Source organism: Vibrio sp. CCB-PB317 (genome assembly GCF_022808245.1).
GTDB lineage: Bacteria > Pseudomonadota > Gammaproteobacteria > Enterobacterales > Vibrionaceae > Vibrio > Vibrio diabolicus.
This window is the reverse complement of sequence record NZ_JALGNU010000002.1, coordinates 1,044,721-1,061,662: the sequence shown is the minus strand read 5'-3', so window position 1 is coordinate 1,061,662 and position 16,942 is coordinate 1,044,721. Positions and strand designations below refer to the sequence as shown.

At 42.6% G+C, this 16,942-nt stretch carries 15 protein-coding genes; 10 read left to right on the top strand and 5 right to left on the bottom strand.

What is annotated here, in order from left to right:
- The first annotated feature begins 22 nt into the window (after window positions 1–22).
- Complete coding sequence (locus MTR11_RS13910) at window positions 23–532, top strand: flavodoxin (RefSeq protein WP_243327868.1); 510 nt, start codon at window positions 23–25, stop codon at window positions 530–532.
- 194 nt (window positions 533–726) lie between these two features.
- Window positions 727–1,395: an HAD-IA family hydrolase gene (locus MTR11_RS13905; RefSeq protein WP_048625019.1), complete on the top strand. Its 669-nt coding sequence runs from the start codon at window positions 727–729 to the stop codon at window positions 1,393–1,395.
- Between the two features lie 429 nt (window positions 1,396–1,824).
- Here MTR11_RS13905 and MTR11_RS13900 read toward each other — a convergent pair whose 3' ends face one another.
- The gene (locus MTR11_RS13900) at window positions 1,825–3,255 is read right to left on the bottom strand and encodes a methyl-accepting chemotaxis protein (RefSeq protein WP_243327867.1); all 1,431 of its coding nucleotides are present in this window, start codon (window positions 3,253–3,255) and stop codon (window positions 1,825–1,827) included.
- 569 nt (window positions 3,256–3,824) lie between these two features.
- On the opposite strand from MTR11_RS13900, the gene MTR11_RS13895 reads away from it, so the two are divergent.
- Together MTR11_RS13895 and MTR11_RS13890 are read left to right on the top strand one after the other, a co-directional pair.
- Window positions 3,825–4,427, top strand: coding sequence for an ACP phosphodiesterase (locus tag MTR11_RS13895; protein WP_048625021.1), 603 nt, complete (start codon window positions 3,825–3,827; stop codon window positions 4,425–4,427).
- A 67-nt stretch (window positions 4,428–4,494) separates the two neighbouring features.
- A complete protein-coding gene (locus MTR11_RS13890) occupies window positions 4,495–5,754 on the top strand; it encodes a DEAD/DEAH box helicase (protein WP_203342509.1) in 1,260 nt (419 codons plus the stop codon).
- A 27-nt stretch (window positions 5,755–5,781) separates the two neighbouring features.
- Here MTR11_RS13890 and MTR11_RS13885 read toward each other — a convergent pair whose 3' ends face one another.
- Window positions 5,782–6,570 carry an EAL domain-containing protein gene (locus tag MTR11_RS13885; RefSeq protein ID WP_048625023.1) on the bottom strand — a complete coding sequence of 263 codons (789 nt, stop codon included), beginning with the start codon at window positions 6,568–6,570 and terminating at the stop codon, window positions 5,782–5,784.
- Between the two features lie 186 nt (window positions 6,571–6,756).
- Complete coding sequence (locus tag MTR11_RS13880) at window positions 6,757–7,389, bottom strand: hypothetical protein (protein ID WP_005395531.1); 633 nt, start codon at window positions 7,387–7,389, stop codon at window positions 6,757–6,759.
- 186 nt (window positions 7,390–7,575) lie between these two features.
- On the opposite strand from MTR11_RS13880, the gene MTR11_RS13875 reads away from it, so the two are divergent.
- The 3 genes from MTR11_RS13875 to MTR11_RS13865 all read left to right on the top strand — a co-directional run bounded on the left by MTR11_RS13875 (window position 7,576) and on the right by MTR11_RS13865 (window position 9,098).
- Complete coding sequence (locus tag MTR11_RS13875; protein WP_005395529.1) at window positions 7,576–7,818, top strand: DUF2164 domain-containing protein; 243 nt, start codon at window positions 7,576–7,578, stop codon at window positions 7,816–7,818.
- Between the two features lie 174 nt (window positions 7,819–7,992).
- Complete coding sequence (locus MTR11_RS13870) at window positions 7,993–8,532, top strand: cytochrome b (protein ID WP_048625024.1); 540 nt, start codon at window positions 7,993–7,995, stop codon at window positions 8,530–8,532.
- Entirely contained in the window at window positions 8,529–9,098 is a 570-nt protein-coding gene (locus MTR11_RS13865; RefSeq protein ID WP_005395526.1) for a YceI family protein, read from the top strand. The genes MTR11_RS13870 and MTR11_RS13865 overlap by 4 nt, the downstream gene beginning before the upstream one ends.
- Window positions 9,099–9,236: 138 nt before the next feature.
- Here the strand turns inward: MTR11_RS13865 and focA are convergent, their stop codons facing one another.
- Window positions 9,237–10,688, bottom strand: a complete 1,452-nt coding sequence (gene focA, locus MTR11_RS13860) for a formate transporter FocA (RefSeq protein WP_012842317.1) — start codon at window positions 10,686–10,688, stop codon at window positions 9,237–9,239.
- Between the two features lie 304 nt (window positions 10,689–10,992).
- On the opposite strand from focA, the gene MTR11_RS13855 reads away from it, so the two are divergent.
- The gene (locus MTR11_RS13855) at window positions 10,993–11,898 is read left to right on the top strand and encodes a LysR substrate-binding domain-containing protein (RefSeq protein ID WP_005395522.1); all 906 of its coding nucleotides are present in this window, start codon (window positions 10,993–10,995) and stop codon (window positions 11,896–11,898) included.
- Between the two features lie 442 nt (window positions 11,899–12,340).
- Window positions 12,341–12,823 carry a DUF1097 domain-containing protein gene (locus MTR11_RS13850; protein WP_005395520.1) on the top strand — a complete coding sequence of 161 codons (483 nt, stop codon included), beginning with the start codon at window positions 12,341–12,343 and terminating at the stop codon, window positions 12,821–12,823.
- 151 nt (window positions 12,824–12,974) lie between these two features.
- Here the strand turns inward: MTR11_RS13850 and MTR11_RS13845 are convergent, their stop codons facing one another.
- A complete protein-coding gene (locus MTR11_RS13845) occupies window positions 12,975–14,609 on the bottom strand; it encodes an ATP-dependent endonuclease (RefSeq protein WP_012842315.1) in 1,635 nt (544 codons plus the stop codon).
- A gap of 271 nt (window positions 14,610–14,880) precedes the next feature.
- Here MTR11_RS13845 and MTR11_RS13840 point away from each other — a divergent pair, with 271 nt between their 5' ends.
- A complete protein-coding gene (locus tag MTR11_RS13840) occupies window positions 14,881–16,623 on the top strand; it encodes a bifunctional metallophosphatase/5'-nucleotidase (protein WP_048625026.1) in 1,743 nt (580 codons plus the stop codon).
- The last annotated feature ends 319 nt before the right edge of the window (window positions 16,624–16,942 follow it).

Genomic DNA, 16,942 nt, shown 5'->3' with positions numbered 1-16,942 from the left:
GTTTTGCAACTAAGGTATCAAAATGAATGAACAACAGTTAGCCAGTATCGAGCGTAAAAATGCATGGCTGTATGATCTGGTTGAAGTTGAATTTCCAACACCAGAGAGTCTGAAAGGGCGTGATGTCTATTTCAAAACACTAGAACAAGCAACCTATCAAGTGGTCGACAAAGACACGCTACTTGAGAGTAATTCTGAATTTAGCTCTGACGATATTTTTCTGGTCGATTTTCACCGACTTACTATCATGTTTTCTGTCCTGCAGTCTCAGCGTTGGGATCAACAGTACGATAAAGATATGATTGTGGAATATCTCACTCAGATAATTCTAACGCCAGATTTTGAATTATATGTTGGTTTTAAAGCTGGAGCTCCAATTGGTGCCGCTATTATTAGCCACCTTGAAGGAAACACGCTTATCTCTGATGTCGCGGTTTCTGAATCAAAATACAAGAGTTCGTTTGTGGCGGATCTTGCTAAAAGACTAAGTACCGAACACAAGCTTTTAGATTCGGTGATTATTGAAAGCTAATTTGCGCACTCAAATGCATAAAAAGCAAAGCAAGATGACGATAGGTGATCTTGCTTAGAAAAACTGTAATTGCTCCCCTCTATTTCCATGAAATGCCAAGCTCGTCGTTTCAACAATCCCAAACTTAAATAAGATTAAGCCAACATTTTTAAAATCAGCTAGGGCATTAGCCTTTAAGATGTCTGGAGATGGCTATGGCAATTACCAATATTAAGTGCGTGATATTTGATTGTGATGGTACGTTGGTCGATAGTGAACGATTGTGTTGCCAAGCTCTCGTCAATGTATTTAACCTTCATGGCGCAGAATTAACGATGGAAGAGTGCGTTTCTCATTTTAAAGGAGGAAAGCTCGCTGACATCCTTTTAGATACTAAAGAGCTGAAAGATATCAAAGTCCCTATTGATGTCTTAGAGCCGCAATACCGTGAAGAAGTCCAGTCTCTTTTTGTTCGCCACTTACAGCCGATGGATGGCGCAAAGCGATTAATTCAGTTTTTAGATTCGCATAATATCGAATATTGTGTCGCGTCCAATGGGCCGAAAGATAAAATAGAATACGCATTGGAGTTAACAGGATTGCTCGATTCTTTCCAGGGGAAAGTGTTCTCTGCATTCGATGCGAATAGTTGGAAGCCTGAACCTGACTTAATTATGTACAGTGCAATGAGCATGGGCTTTTTACCGAGCGACTGTCTTTATATTGATGACACACCTAAAGGCGTAGAAGCGGGATTAAACGCTGGCATTAAAACCGTACAGCTATTTAATGGTGAGACAATCAATCGTGTTGATGATGAACGCGTAATTCGCATTCAACATTTAGATGAATTAAAAGAGCAGCTATTTAGCTGCTCTGTTTAATCTCTTAATGGCACACCGTACTTAAGCTATGGATATGTTTAAGTTTGGACTGTAGGTAAGGGGTTTGATGTAGGCATTGGATGGATGAGAAGCTTTTTGTATGAAATCCGCAAGCAGCGCATGTGAATTTCTCTCCATCCGATGAAATGAGATATTCATCCCCCTGGCAGAGAGGGCAACTTAGGTTTTCGATGTCTTTTGTATCTTTGTAATTATTCATATTGTTTTCCAGCAGCAAATTGGAATTGGCAGGATTAAGCATAGCGGAACGCTTTGTTTATGAACATTATTTCATCAGGTACAGCGAGAACTTGAGATTCACTTCAAATATCCACTTGTGTGTAGTAGAAAATATCGACGATAACGGCTGAAAACGGTTTAAAGAAAAGGGCTCCTGAGGAGCCCTTGTTGATCATAAATGCTGTAAAGTTATGCTGTGCGGTAGCGTTGTAATACCTCACCAAGAGACACTGACGCCTGAGTGAGATTAGCTACCCCTACGGTAGATTGCTCTGCAACTTCTCTGATTGTGCTCGACTGGCTGCGAATTTCTGAAAGCTCAGATGCAATATCGTTGGCGACTGCGCTTTGTTCTTCTGCTGAGGTGGAAATTTGGATACTCATGTCCATCAATGAGCGTGCGGATTCAGCAATGGACGTCACATCATGACCAATTTCATCAATAAGCTGGCTACTGGTTTGCGCTTGTTGAACGGTTCGATCAGTGATTGAAGCAATGTTCTGGCTCTCGGTTTGTAGTTTCTCAATCATGGCTTGAATTTCTACTGTTGCCTGTTGAGTTCGGCTTGCCAATGTACGCACTTCATCAGCAACCACAGCAAATCCACGACCTTGCTCCCCGGCGCGTGCCGCTTCAATTGCCGCATTCAGAGCCAATAGGTTGGTTTGTTCTGAAATGGCATTGATCGTTGTGATAACGTCATTAATCTGCGTCGTGTTTTCATTTAAATTGGTTACTGATGTGGAAGCCTGTTCAATATAGCTGGATAACGTCTCAATTTCTCCAATCACATTTTGCACGCGATTTCTGCTTAGCTCGATCTTTTGAGCATCCTGATCGGATTGCATCGTCGCTTGTTGGGAAATGCTGGATACTTCTTTTGCAGAGGCTGTCATTTCTTCCATTGCTGTCGCGACGGAATCGAGTGTTTGATATTGATGAGATATCTGCGTTTCGCTCAACTGCATATCTTTTTCGAATGCAGAAGATGTCTCACTCAATGTAGCCGCATTATTTTTCACACTGTTAACCAGTTCACTTAAGGTGTCCATAGATTTATCTAACGCGCAACCAATGGTGCCAAACTCGTCTCGGCCAGGATGAAAACCAAGGCGAGAGGTTAAATCACCTTCACCAATTTTTTCGGTTGTCGTATATAAAACCCACAGGGCGCCTCCTATAAAGGTCGCAACCCAGTAAGAGAAAAGGGCAAAAGGAACAACCCATAAAAAGCTGAGTAACAGAGAGGTTAAGGCTGACGACTTTGTAGATTCGTATTGCGCGGATACGTTTTGAGTCAACTTGATCACTTCGCCAGAATGCAGCTTTGCATAAGCGGTGACAGAGCCATCAACAAAAGAGCTCTCGCTTACGCGACTTGATTTCGATACGCCGTCAATTTGTGGAACATGACCTGCTTGAGCGTCAACAATACCAGAAAGTTTCGCTTCGCTAGCAGAAATCGCTTGTTGTTTAAATTGTTGTATTTCATTGAAGTAGCGGCTTCCAGCCACAGAAGTGAGGGCTACTAAAAACAGCAGGAATATAACCCACATTTTGTCGTTGATAGACATCTTGATAAACAGCCTGTCTATCGTTCTAAACTCAACTTCTCTCATTTAAAGCTCCATTAGAGATAAAAGATATTGACCAAATCTATTGCTATATCGAAACAAAATATGCGAAGTTAATCAGCAAAATATGTAACGAAAACTAAATTTAGTTTAAGAAATGAGATCTAAGGACGCCTATAACGGTATGTTATATCTTTAAATTGACATAAATATTGATAAAAGAGCTATTTCTATGAAGTGCTAAAGTAGATATGAAATCTGGTTGCAAACGTTTACTTTTGATTCTGCTCATAGGTTTTTAAATCTTTACTTCTCGCTGTCATGAATGTGTCATATAAAGACTATAAAAAGGAGTTGTTGACGTGGAAATGGCAAGGCCAAGCCGTCAGCAAGTACAAGCAAGAGAGCTTAAAATAAAGGAGGTCACAATGAGCGACCAATACCAAAACGATGAGAGCCTAGAGCTGCTAGATGCGCTTGAAATTGGCATTATCTTGTCGGAATACGTTGGCTCAGACAACGAAGCCGAATAGCGGAACATTCTCATCTCGTCGTAATAGACGTTATACTAGGTTCATGTCACACCAAGCCTTAAAGGCCAAAACTGGCGTCGGATGAACTTTCTAGCCCACCTGCATATCGCAGACCACTGTAACAGCCATTTATTGGGAAACTTGCTTGGAGACTTCGTAAAAGGAGATCCAAGCAAGCTGTATGAATGTGATATCTCGAACGGCATCAAATTGCATAGATTTGTTGACCGCATTACCGATCACCATCCTATTGTTAACGAATGCAAACCTCACTTCAAAGGTACTGCGCGGCGCTTTGCCCCTATCGCTCTCGATATGTTCTGGGACCATTGTCTCGCAAAACACTGGAACGACTTTTATGCCGTATCTCTCGAACACTTTGTTGATTCGGCATACGAGCGAGTAAACCGTGACGTTAATGAACATTTGCCGCCGCGTTTTTTGGTGCTCCACAGCCGGATGTGGCACGGTCGATGGCTTCAGTCATACCAAGACCTGGATAATATCGAATTTGCATTACATCGAATGTCGCAAAGAAGCCCGAGAATGGCTGACCTTACTACAACATTTAAAGTGATTGAGAGTGATTACACATTATTGGAAGAGAAGTTCTCGACACTCTATCGAGACGTTTTACGTCAGTCGTATGATTTTCAGCAACATCTTATTGATTCAGCCCAATGAGATAGAAAAGTAGTATGGCTATTGGGGCTCTGGTAAACTCTGCGCTCCAAAAATAATGAGGTTACACATGTCTGTTAATTTTGCTGACTTAGGCATTGAACAAAAGCTAATCGAGACGCTAAGCAATCTAAATATCGTGACGCCAACACCAGTGCAAGAAAAGTCTATTCCACATGTCCTTGAAGGAAAGAACTTACTTGCTGCTGCACAAACTGGTACGGGGAAAACAGCTGCGTTTGGTTTACCTATTATACAAACCGTTCAGCAAAAGAAACTCAACGGTACGCCTCAAGCATTGATTTTGGTTCCAACACGCGAGCTTGCGCAGCAGGTATTTGATAATTTGAATCAGTACTCTGCACAAACAGAACTTCGCATTGTGTGTGTTTATGGTGGTACAAGCATTGGCGTACAAAAAAGGAAGTTAGAAGAGGGCGCTGATATGTTGATTGCAACACCAGGCCGCCTTTTGGATCATCTGTTTAATGGCAACGTAAACATCTCCAAAACCAGTATGCTTGTTCTAGACGAAGCCGACCGTATGTTAGATATGGGATTCTGGCCTGACTTGCAACGCATCTTCCGACGTTTACCCGCCGAAAAACAGATCCTGTTGTTCTCTGCGACATTTGAAAAGCGAATCAAGACTATTGCGTACAAACTCATGGAATCGCCGATTGAAGTTGAAGTGTCACCAGCAAACACGACGGCTGAAACTGTAAAACAGATGGTTTATCCGGTAGACAAAAAGCGTAAACGTGAATTATTGGCGTACTTGATTGGCTCGCGAAATTGGCAGCAAGTGCTTGTATTTACAAAAACTAAGCAAGGTAGCGATGAGCTAGCAAAAGAGCTTAAGTTAGATGGCATAAAAGCGGTTTCAATTAACGGGGATAAGTCACAGGGTGCGCGTCAAAGAGCGTTGGATGAGTTCAAACAAGGTAAGGTGCGTGCGTTGATTGCGACAGATGTAGCTGCACGAGGACTGGATATTCAAGAGTTAGAGCAAGTGGTGAACTTTGATATGCCATTTAAAGCCGAAGATTATGTCCACCGTATAGGCCGTACTGGCCGTGCAGGAAAGTCAGGTTTAGCTGTCTCTCTAATGAGTCGGGATGAAGAATATTTATTGCATGCTATCGAGAATTTGCTTGATCAACGCCTACCGCAAGAATGGTTGGCAGGCTTCGAGCCAAGCCTTATAGAAGAAGTCGAGCCTGAGAAAAATGGTAGTGGACGCCGTCGAAGCCGTTCATCAGAGAAGCGTAAGCTAAAAGCAAAATTAGCGATTCATAAGAACCGTGGTAAATCACGTAACTCTCGCTAAACCGCACAAACTTTTGTTCTTACATAGTCAGGCTGTTTTTGCCTCTTCATAAACGTCTAACGTTTGCGGGATAGCGAGTAGGTATCCTTGATACATATCGAAACCGAGTTTTTTCATTAAGTTAAGTTGATGCTCGGTTTCAATTCCTTCGATAACGGTTTTAGAACGCAACGTTCTTGCTAGTGATAATGCATCGACTAGAGCTTTCCAGTCACCATTTTCGTATCTCAGCATTAACGAGCGATCCATTTTTATTATGTCTGGACGAACGCCTTTCACTCGTTCAATTGTTGATGCATTGACGCCATAATCGTCGATCGCCAATTTAAACCCGCCTTGGCTTAACTCACGAGCTGCTTGCGACAAAGAGGACTCGTCTTCTACGTTCAACTCAAGCAACTCCATGACGATTTGTTCATTTACTAAATGAGATTGATAAATGGTTTGTTTTAGCAGCCTATTGTACGTGATGTCTCTGGCTAGTATTTTTGCTGCTTCTGGTAATACATTAAGAAACAGGTGTTTATTGTGAAAGTGAGATTGGGCAAAGTTTTTGATATGAATTAGGCGACTTAAGCGTTCAACATTGAGTAGGTCTTGAGCGGCAATGATTTTTGATTGGAAAAACTGATCTGGCCTGATCATGGCACCATTAGCATTGGTAATTCTTACTAGTGCCTCAAGTCCAACGATAGAAATATCTTTTTTATATATCGGTTGAAAGACACTTCGAAGAGTGAGCTTTGCGTATTTCGCAATATATTGCCCGTCGGCTTGTTTGCGGATGCAACTAAGAAGTTGCGAGGTGCTCATCATTGTTACAACAACCTAAATCAATGCTTCTACATCAGCGCTATCGCGCTAATTTTTTATTTCATTGGCAGTGAATCTAAGTGGGCTCATGAACTCAAGCAAGAATGATGGTAAGAGATGATTAGATTTGTCGAGTGATATCAAACAAATTGATGAAATGACTGACAATCTTCCTAATGCAATTTGATGTTACCATTGTAGTACTGCATACAGTTGTAAGTATTTTCTGACCAACTGTTGTTTGTTCGAGCGACGCAAAGGATGACCAAACTTAATGTAACAAGGGCTAATGCCAAATCGAGTGTCTAACGATTGCGTGAGCTGCGATTCGCTGGTGTACAGCGTGATGCCTTGCTCCGTGTATTCGTTGATCTGATCGGGCAGTTCACCCATCCACCAATGAAGCAACTCTCGGCTCGTTTTGCTGCGACTGATCCAATGATCACAAACTAAAAAGAGTAGATCATTCGGTTGCAGTGCATAACCATATTCGCTTTGCCATTCAGTAATTGATGAGAGTAAGTTTTCTCGACAAGATTTTCCCGCACTGACCATATGGTGACTCAGGACCCAAACCGTGCCTATTTCAGATGAAATACGATAGTGATGAGGCAGATCCGGCGTATTTAAAACTTCAATTGGTTTTACCACACTGTTGTATCCGAAGTGACGGAAAGTGTGTTCCATTCGTCTTGAAAACGCGAGACCAAGATGATGCTCACTCATGCCTTGGTTATGTACCGCAGGGTAATGCTTTTCACACAGCTTAAGACAGTCGTCTTGAAAATCATTAACACTTTGAATCACTAGGTCGAGTAGCAAAGAATATCCCTTAATAATTAACAAAACGAACTGCAAAAGGTTAGCATAGTCTTTTGAGAATAGACTAATTTACTTCGGCAACTTCTTGATCTAAACACCAAATTTCTCACAAATGATCGCGCCTACTCTTTAAGAGAGCAAGACGATAGAAGTACACATAGAACAAAATTCTGAAAAAGGGCAAAGATGATAAAGTTAGAACGTGCGCAAAAAGAAACGCTGGCAACCGCCATTCAAGATTATATGCAGGACGAACTAGATGTTGAGATTGGCCAGTTCGATAGTGAATTTCTTATTGATTTCATTACAGAAAAACTAGGGCCAATTTATTACAACAAGGGGGTGGAAGATGCAAAATCACTGGTTGAACGTAGAATGTTAGAAGTGTCCGAAGAGCTGTATGAGATAGAACAAGAAGTTAAGCTGTAAGTTTCAGTTTTATAAACGATTTAAAGTTCCTTCAAAAAATTCGAACAACTTGATAGATACGGTGCCATTGGCTGGATGTAAATGATGGTAAATAATCTGTTTCATATGACGTAAATAGGTTAATGTAGTGTTTATTGCTCAACATTAACTTAGGAATATATCTAGGAACTTGAGATGGATACACTGGTAAAGAATTACAACCTTACTGCACGCGTGATGCACTGGTTATCTGCGCTGTGCATTATTGGTCTATTTGCAGTGGGTTTGTGGATGGTCGACCTTAGCTATTACAGCGAATGGTATCGAACTGCGCCACATTACCATCGCTCTGTCGGTATTTTACTCGCTATTTTAACTTTGGCACGCATTGTATGGAAACATGTTACGTCGTCACCAAAGGTAGAAGGCAAACCTTACGAAGTGCTTGCTGCTAAAGCGGCGCATGGTGTTATGTACCTACTATTGGTCACCATCTTTGTTTCAGGTTACCTCATTTCAACGTCTGATGGACGCGGTATCGAAGTGTTTAATTGGTTTACCGTGCCAGGAGCGGGAGAGTTATTCCCAGGACAATCAGACATAGCGGGTGAAATTCACTTCTACGCAGCTTGGGCCGTCATCCTGATAGCAGGTTTGCACGCTATTGCTGCGCTAAAACACCACTTTATCGATAAAGACAACACATTAAGAAAAATGTTAGGAGCTTCAAAATGAAAAAGTCACTCTTCGCTACAGGATTAGCTATCGCTATGGCACTACCATTTGGTGCGCAAGCTGCAGATTATGTCATCGATACCAAAGGTGCTCACGCTTCAATTAACTTTAAAGTTAGTCACTTGGGTTACAGCTTCATCAAAGGTCGTTTCAATACATTTTCTGGTGACTTTTCTTTTGATGAGAACAACATTGCTGATTCAAAAGTGAATGTTGTTGTTGATACAACTAGCTTAGACTCCAACCACGCTGAACGTGACAAGCACATTCGTAGTGGTGATTTCATTGATGCTGGCAAATACAGCGAAGCGACCTTTAAAAGCACAAAAGTGGTTGATAAAGGCAATGGCAAGCTAGATGTAACTGGTGATCTAACGCTACACGGTGTTACTAAGCCTATTACTATCGAAGCTGAATTCGTTGGCGCAGGTAGTGACCCATGGGGTGGTGAGCGCGCTGGCTTCGTTGGTAACACTCGCCTTGAGCTTGCTGACTTTGATATCCCAGTAATGGGTGCTTCAAGCTATGTTGATATGGAACTTCATATCGAAGGCGTTAAGAAGTAACGAACTTCTTTTAGATACAGTAAAAGCGCTCTTCAACGAAAGAGCGCTTTTTTATTACCTCAATCACAATCGACAACATTGGCAAGCCAGTCAGTGACAGCGATTGAAAGCCAACAGACGTTGCAAGCGTTTAATGAATTACGCTGTTTCTAACTCGTTTTTTTCTACTAGGTTTAAACGCTCACCAAAAATCGGGCGTAGTGCTTTTAATACTTCAGTACGAGTAACAACACCGACCATCTGGCCATTTTCAAGTACAGGAAGTACTTGTGGCTTGCTCACTTTGATGCTTTTTGCGCGTTCTTCTAAAGATAAAGACGTCATGCGAGTGGCGATGCCCATGCTGCTCGTTGGGTACAACTGCTCTTTATCGATACATAGGAACTCGACAACATCAACGAGACGGTCACCAGCATCAATTGCGACCACATCGCGGCTCATGATGTCGACGACTTTTTGGTCTTTCACCGGAATGTAGTCCTCACACCATAGTTCTACCATCACATCGTGAGCAGAGAAGAAGCCAACCAATCGATTTTGTACGTCTACAACAGGTGCGCTAGTTACGTTGTTATCAAGTAGCACATCCAGTGCGATTGCTATCGGGGTTTCTGCACTGATGGTAACTGGTTTTGGGTTCATAATGTCTTTAACAAAAGATGCGTTTTTCATGGTGAAATCCTTAACTGACGAGAGTGTTGTAGTCGTTGTGATAGAAGAGATATTCGCTGCTTTTAGTTCTGGTCGGCGAAAAATACACCAGTTTGCAAGACCAACTAAAACCGCTCCGCCGACGATGTTGCCAAGCGTGACAGGAATTAAGTTAGCGGTAATAAAGTGGCCAATATTTAAGTCTGCGTACTGTGAAGCGGGCACACCGACGGAGGCCCAAAAAGACTCAGGTGCAAAATTCGCGATAACAATGCCAAGTGGAACCATAAACATGTTCGCGACACAGTGTTCAAAGCCACTGCTGACAAACATGGCCACAGGCATGATTGTCATTGCTGCTTTTGTCATTGCATTTGCAGAGCTAAACGTTAACCAAATCGCGAGGCAGACCAATAGGTTACAAAGGATGCCGAGCGCAAACGCCTGAATGAGAGTGTGATGAAGCTTGTGCTGCGCGATGTTAAGCGCATTTAACCCCCATTGACCGCTATCCATTTGATAAAGACCAGCTGCAGTAACTAGCGCAAGTAGGAACATCGCACCAATGAAGTTGCCAACGTAAACCTTGCCCCAAATAGAAAGCATTTTTCCGAACGAGATTTGCTTATTGGCCCATGAGATACTGGAAAGAACTGAGCTGGTAAATAGTTCACCGCCGCAGATCACGATGAGGATCAAGCCCATACTAAATGCTAATCCGCCAGCAAGACGGCTTAAGCCCCAACCAGCGCCAGCGCTGCCAGTAGTCACCGTGATGTAAAACAAGAACGCCAATCCAATGAACGCGCCCGCCATGATGGCAAGACTCAGTGTCATACTGCTGGTTTTGTTTGCTTTACTTAACGCAAATTTTTCCGCTTCAGCCATCATTTCTTTTGGAGAAAAGTACTGGTGATTTTGAGAGCTGGTCACCGCCATATTGACTCCTTAATTTGTAATCGCATAAAAATTCCTTGGTTATTAACTCAAAAATGAAATTGTTGTTTTTATTTAGAAGCCTCAATGACTTCAGTCTCAAAGTCATTGAGGCTTGCGGTGTTCCCGAACCGCACAGTCAGAATAAGGAGAAGGGTTTGGTAGGTAAAATTGATAATATTTAGAAACCTCATCAAATTAATTGATAACTTTATGCGGCTAGGTAAAATGAACTCTATTGCTTATTGGGGCATGTTTTTAACGATTGTGAGGGTATGAAAAATACTCACCAATAATGGAGGACACTTTGCGCTACTCACTTAAGCAATTAGCGGTTTTTGACGCAGTTGCAGATACCGGCAGTGTAAGCCAGGCCGCAGAGAAACTGGCTTTGACACAATCAGCGACAAGTATGTCGCTTGCGCAATTAGAAAAAATGCTTGGCAGGCCTTTATTTGAGAGGCAGGGCAAGCAAATGGCGTTAACCCATTGGGGTATGTGGTTACGACCAAAAGCAAAACGCTTATTACAAGACGCACTGCAGATTGAAATGGGCTTTTATGAGCAACATTTGTTAAGCGGTGAGATTCGCATGGGCGCGAGTCAAACTCCGGCAGAGCATCTGGTTCCAGACCTTATCAGTATCATTGATAATGACTTTCCAGAAATGCGTATTTCCCTTGGTGTGCAGAGTACAAAAGGGGTTATTGATGGCGTATTAGATTATAAATATGACTTAGGGATCATCGAGGGGCGTTGTGACGATAACCGTTTGCACCAAGAAGTCTGGTGCCGAGACCATCTTACTGTTGTCGCTGCTTCTCATCATCCTTTTGCTCGCAATCAATCTGTAAGCCTCGCGCAGTTAGAACAAGCGAAGTGGGTGTTGAGAGAGCATGGCTCTGGCACACGAAAAACATTTGATAGCTCTATTCATCATCTAATTGAAGATTTGGATGTGTGGCGAGAGTACGAGCACGTTCCGGTGTTACGCAGCTTAGTTGCTAACGGCCAGTACCTTACTTGTTTACCGTATTTAGATGTAGAGCGATATATAGAAGCGGGTCATCTTGTTGCGTTAAATGTGCCCGAGCTAAAAATGGAAAGGACACTTTCATTTATATGGCGAGCTGATATGGCAGAAAACCCACTAGTCGACTGCATTAAACGAGAAGGTCTGCGCATGATGAAAGGTAAGCCTTCGGTATTGTAAGTTACTACTCAATACACGCAATAAACTCTAGAAGCACAGCAATGCCACTCGCTTAATTGGGAGTGGCATATTTCTATGTACAGTATACTGAACTTCGAAGAACAAGTGTGATTCAGGAGCTTTTATGCACTCACTTGGTGACCCATGATTCTGCACGCCGATATTAGCTTCCCAGTCTCGTTAAAGCTTGCTGGAGTGACCTATTGGAGCTATCCAACACACATCCTTTTTACCTAGCACTAGAAATACTCATTCCCTAAATCTGTTGATTTATCGGTTGCGTCAAACTTTTAGTGCAAGTCATGAAATTGTTATAACCTTATTGTGATCATTATCACCGATAAACAAGACTGATGTATCTAACATGTGTCCTTGATTTCAATGTATGAAGGCAGTTATTGAGCCATATGGGTACGATAATAGCCAAGCAGGTACGACTACCATGACGACACTTTTAGCTATCTCTATCACTACTGGAATTTTATCTGGCGTATGGGGTTGGATCGCCATTTCTTTAGGTTTGCTTTCTTGGGCTGGTTTTTTAGGTTGCACGAGCTACTTTGCTGCGCCAACTAGTGGATTGAAAGGACTTGGTATCAGCTTAATCACTAATATGACGGGTGTATTCTGGGCAATGGTAATTATCCACGGTTCAACTTACGTTGGTTTGGAAATTATCGGTTATGTGATTACCGCTATTGTGGCATTTTTCATGTGTATTCAAGCGAAACAGGCTTGGCTCGCGTACATTCCAGGCACTTTTATTGGTTCCTGCGCAACATTTGCCGCTGATGGAAACTGGCAACTTGTCATTCCATCTTTGCTGCTAGGTGGTGTGTTTGGTTATCTAATGAAAGCGACTGGACTTTGGTTGCATACGAAATCAAGCACTACTTCTTCTACGCTTGCTGAGCAAGCACAGTAGTGAACCCCCGATCTTATTTGTATCCACTGTGTATTGAGTTTTATCCCTCTCAATACCTTTAATCAAAATTAATGATGTTTGATACAAGCACACCAATTTGGTGTGCTTTTTTTGTATTACAAGGCAAGGTGTGAGTGTGAAATACTCTAACTCATGTATTGCCGTTTGCCATGGTGACAACGCGCTTAAGTGTCCAACGCAGAAGTACAGGAATGCATTCCATACCTCGCTCTTCACAGTGGGAGACAATGGCCAAAGCTAAGTCCGGTTTTGCATGCTTTTTCAAAACACGGTTTACCACTTTTTTAGCTGGGATAGGGTGATCATGAGGAACTTTGATGATGTCCTTAAAGAAAAGTTCAAACCCATGATTGTATAGAAAATGTTCGATATCTCGATCAGGTAACTCTGTAAGTCTATGCCTTTCCTGATCATGATCGAGTTGCGCTCTCACGGCATGCGCGTACTTTTTACCTGCCGGGTCACCATCGGTAACAACATGCCAGTCGATACCGAACTCTTTTGCCACTTTGATCAGTGACTTCAGTCCTGACTGTGCAAATTCAACGATTTGAACTCCTTCCGCAGCTAAGTCATATCCGCATTGACGAGCCAGTTCATGAAATAACCAAACTTCAGTTTCGCCCTCTACGAGTAACCAACACCGTGCAAACAACGCCCCTGAGCGATGAAAACGAATGTGGAAACCAATTCGGCGTAACTCATCTCTACCAAACTTGGCAGAGTTTAAGCTCTTGGCAATGGTTCGGTCTGACAAGCGAATCAAACGCCGGATTGAATAAAGTGGAACCGAGCCAAGTAACGTACCGCTGTTGGTAGTTAAAATCTTTTGCATTGGCAACAACTGCAATAATGACCACGCTCTAGCGAGATGAGTCGGATGTAGTCGGCCTTCAGGGTCCTCGATAATCAGTATCGGTCTTGCGCAGCGTCTTAAATCGGTAGGGCCTTTTGCTTGAAGGTAAGCATTGAGAAGCCCCATTAAAAGCAAACGGCTTTGTTTATCATTTGTTTCCTTAAGGAATTGACTTAATCCTTTATCAGAGGAAGGGCTCGTATAAAAAAGACCATCACGAGGTTTTCGTGGGTTACCTTTGCTGACGCTGCGGAACGCAAAATAGTGTTCGACAAGTGTTTGCATTGAATCGAGACTACTGCGAATCTCACCCTTGTTTACGTGCCCAGGCATCGCCAATAGCCGTCGGCAGGTGTTGTTGATTCGTTTTTCAATCCGAGCATTTTTGCTGTCGCCGTTTACGTGGTTTAGATCTGGGAAGCGTCGGGAGTCTCGTAGGCGGATAACAGGGTGAAGAGTCATCAACTCTACGGCGAGTTTTTCAGAGTGGTGCAGTTTCTTCGGCTTACCGTTATGATCCAAAAATGCGTATTCAGTTTTAATATCATACTCGTCGCGAGACGCACTAATTCGATAGTAAATGACCTGCTCACCATCCTCGTTTGTGCACCATGCAGGTTTTATCCGTCGATAACGCCCAGCTTTTACTTCGTTCTTGTCTTGTGCTTTAAAGCAAACAATGATCTGCAAGTGTTGGGTTTGTGGATGAGAAATTGAATAATCAACGTGAAAATCTTTTAATTCGAATTGATACAATGAGCCATTAGCAGGTAGCGCGATAGAAAGGGCATCGAGCAATGATGATTTGCCCCACGTGTTCTCACCGATGAGCGTAGTGAGTTCGTCAAAAGAGAGTGAAAGGCGTTTGATGCCTCTAAACCCGGAGATTTCGATGCGTTCTAGTCTCATCTCAATCCTCCTTGCAATTATTTGAATTATAGAGAGTTATTTTGCTACTCCTAAGCATATATTAATTCGAAATATTGGAGTTAAGCTCAGTTCACAAAATTACGAGAGCCCCTTACTGAATAGAGACCGCAACAAGCGACGCTTGCTTTCAAAAGTAGTGTAGATAGCATCGTGATCACTTAAACATGAAATCAAAAAATCACAGTTTCATAAAATTCATGATTCTGTCATGATTCACTTCTTATTATTATAAGGAATGAAAAGAGAGAAGATGAAGATGAATAACAATCATAAGCCAGTGAGAATCAAACTGGCACACATCAATGACACACATTCCTACTTTGAGCCAACGTCATTACAGTTAAAGCTTAAGATCAACAATGAACTCACGCTAGAGCCATACGTGAGTGCTGGCGGGTTTTCTCGCATCGCAACCCGAGTAGAGCAGCTACGAGACGACGCGCAACGTCAAGGGCATGGGATGTTATTTCTCCATGCTGGAGACTGCTTCCAAGGCACACTTTATTTCTCATTATTTAAAGGTAAAGCCAACGCCGATTTGTTGAATGCGTTAAAGATTGATGCGATGGCGTTAGGCAACCATGAACTGGATATGGGTAATGAACCTGTTGCCTTATTCTGTCAACGCACTCAGTTTCCATTGCTTGCTGGTAACTGGGATCTATCAAATGAATCGCTTCAAAAGCCTCACCGAGTCAGCGATAGCAACAATGTGTATAGTTATCAAACGGAGACACAAAGCGCACAATACATCGTCAAAGAGTTTCATGGTGAGCAGGTTGCGATTTTCGGATTATCCATTGATAAAATGAGCGATATCGCGAACCCAGATGCAGATACGCCATTTAAGTCTGCAATTGAAACCGCTAAGGCGACCGTAAAACAAATTCACTCCTCTGGTATTAAAAATATCATTCTTCTGAGCCACTTAGGTTATGAAGGTGATTTAGAGTTGGCTGAACAAGTTGAGGGGATTGGTATAATTGTTGGTGGACATAGCCACCGACTGCAAGGCGATTTCTCATCAATAGGTTTAGGGCAAGATGACCCTTATGGTGTCAAAGTAAAAGATACCTACGTTGTGCAAGCGGGCTTTCATGCTTTGACCATGGGGCACTGCGTCATTGAATTTGATGAAAACGGCAAAGCAACCATGCTGAGTGGTCAAAATGAACTGTTACTTGGCCGACGTATTTTTTGGGACTCGACACTAAATCAACAGCTTGACCAAGGCGTATTCGAAACCGCGTGTGACTTTATCCATGGCCAACCTAATGTGGTGGTCTGTAAGAAACACCCGGAGACTCAATCGATCCTAAGTGATAAATACATCCCTCGGGTAAGACAGTTACAGTCACAAGTCATTGCTAGTATTGACACAAAAAAGCGTCATGTGCGAATCCCAGATGAGTTTGGTGAGAGCGAGCTGGCTTCTTCTGTTGCGCGTTCATTTTTGTACAGCCTAAATAAACGCGGGCATGAGGTTCAATTTGCGATTCATAATGCGGGTGGCGTGCGAACATCATTGAATCCTGGCAATATCACAGTGGCAGATATTGCCGGACGGTTGTTGCCTTTTGCCGTTCCGATCGGCTTTTACGACGTAAAAGGCAGTGCTATTCGCCGAGCACTTGAAGGCGCCATAAACAATGCACTCAACAATGATGTGGAAGGTACTGGCTCTGGCAGTTATCCATACACTTACAATTTAAACTTTGAGTACCGAGCTGATGCCCCTAAAGGTGAAAGAATTCAGTCATTAGCAATTTTTGATGGTCAACAATGGGTCGACGTTCAAGACGACACCTGGTATCGAGGCACTTCCTCCGCTTATACCATGAAAGGGAAAGAAGGTTACGATGCGCTACTGGAGATGAAAGGCGAGGGGCGTGTAACCAACTTATCCATGGCAGACTGTTTTATTGAACTTCTGACCGATGAGCCAAACTGCTTGAATCAAAGTCACAAACTTTATACACAGCAACACAGGTAGTAGATATTGGTATCGATTTTGCTGTCTTTCAATTGCTACATGCGATGATGAGGGTGGCAGTATGTGGAATAAAGATTGGACAGATACGGCAGTGGTGGTTGCTTGGGTCGCAATTTGGTCAACGTTAGTTTACTTTGTACCTTTGAGCGGTTTTTGAATTGCTAATAACACGGAAGTTAGGAAAGGAGCAGTTATGCTCCTTTTTTTGTGTCTATGCTCTCAGAGACATCGCTCCGACTCTTAAATGTATCACCTTGAGTCACTTGCTGATCTTTACATCTAACAAAAGTTCACGAGGTTGAACCAATTCCTTTGTTTT

Coding starts and splice junctions, on each gene's coding strand:
- MTR11_RS13885 (WP_048625023.1), bottom strand. CDS start 6,570: ATGATGAGCACCTCGCAACTTCTTAGTTGCATCCGCAAACAAGCCGAC.
- MTR11_RS13905 (WP_048625019.1), top strand. CDS start 727: ATGGCAATTACCAATATTAAGTGCGTGATATTTGATTGTGATGGTACG.
- MTR11_RS13910 (WP_243327868.1), top strand. CDS start 23: ATGAATGAACAACAGTTAGCCAGTATCGAGCGTAAAAATGCATGGCTG.
- MTR11_RS13850 (WP_005395520.1), top strand. CDS start 12,341: ATGACGACACTTTTAGCTATCTCTATCACTACTGGAATTTTATCTGGC.
- MTR11_RS13865 (WP_005395526.1), top strand. CDS start 8,529: ATGAAAAAGTCACTCTTCGCTACAGGATTAGCTATCGCTATGGCACTA.
- MTR11_RS13845 (WP_012842315.1), bottom strand. CDS start 14,609: ATGAGACTAGAACGCATCGAAATCTCCGGGTTTAGAGGCATCAAACGC.
- MTR11_RS13870 (WP_048625024.1), top strand. CDS start 7,993: ATGGATACACTGGTAAAGAATTACAACCTTACTGCACGCGTGATGCAC.
- MTR11_RS13890 (WP_203342509.1), top strand. CDS start 4,495: ATGTCTGTTAATTTTGCTGACTTAGGCATTGAACAAAAGCTAATCGAG.
- MTR11_RS13840 (WP_048625026.1), top strand. CDS start 14,881: ATGAAGATGAATAACAATCATAAGCCAGTGAGAATCAAACTGGCACAC.
- MTR11_RS13875 (WP_005395529.1), top strand. CDS start 7,576: ATGATAAAGTTAGAACGTGCGCAAAAAGAAACGCTGGCAACCGCCATT.
- MTR11_RS13900 (WP_243327867.1), bottom strand. CDS start 3,255: ATGAGAGAAGTTGAGTTTAGAACGATAGACAGGCTGTTTATCAAGATG.
- MTR11_RS13895 (WP_048625021.1), top strand. CDS start 3,825: ATGAACTTTCTAGCCCACCTGCATATCGCAGACCACTGTAACAGCCAT.
- focA (WP_012842317.1), bottom strand. CDS start 10,688: ATGGCGGTGACCAGCTCTCAAAATCACCAGTACTTTTCTCCAAAAGAA.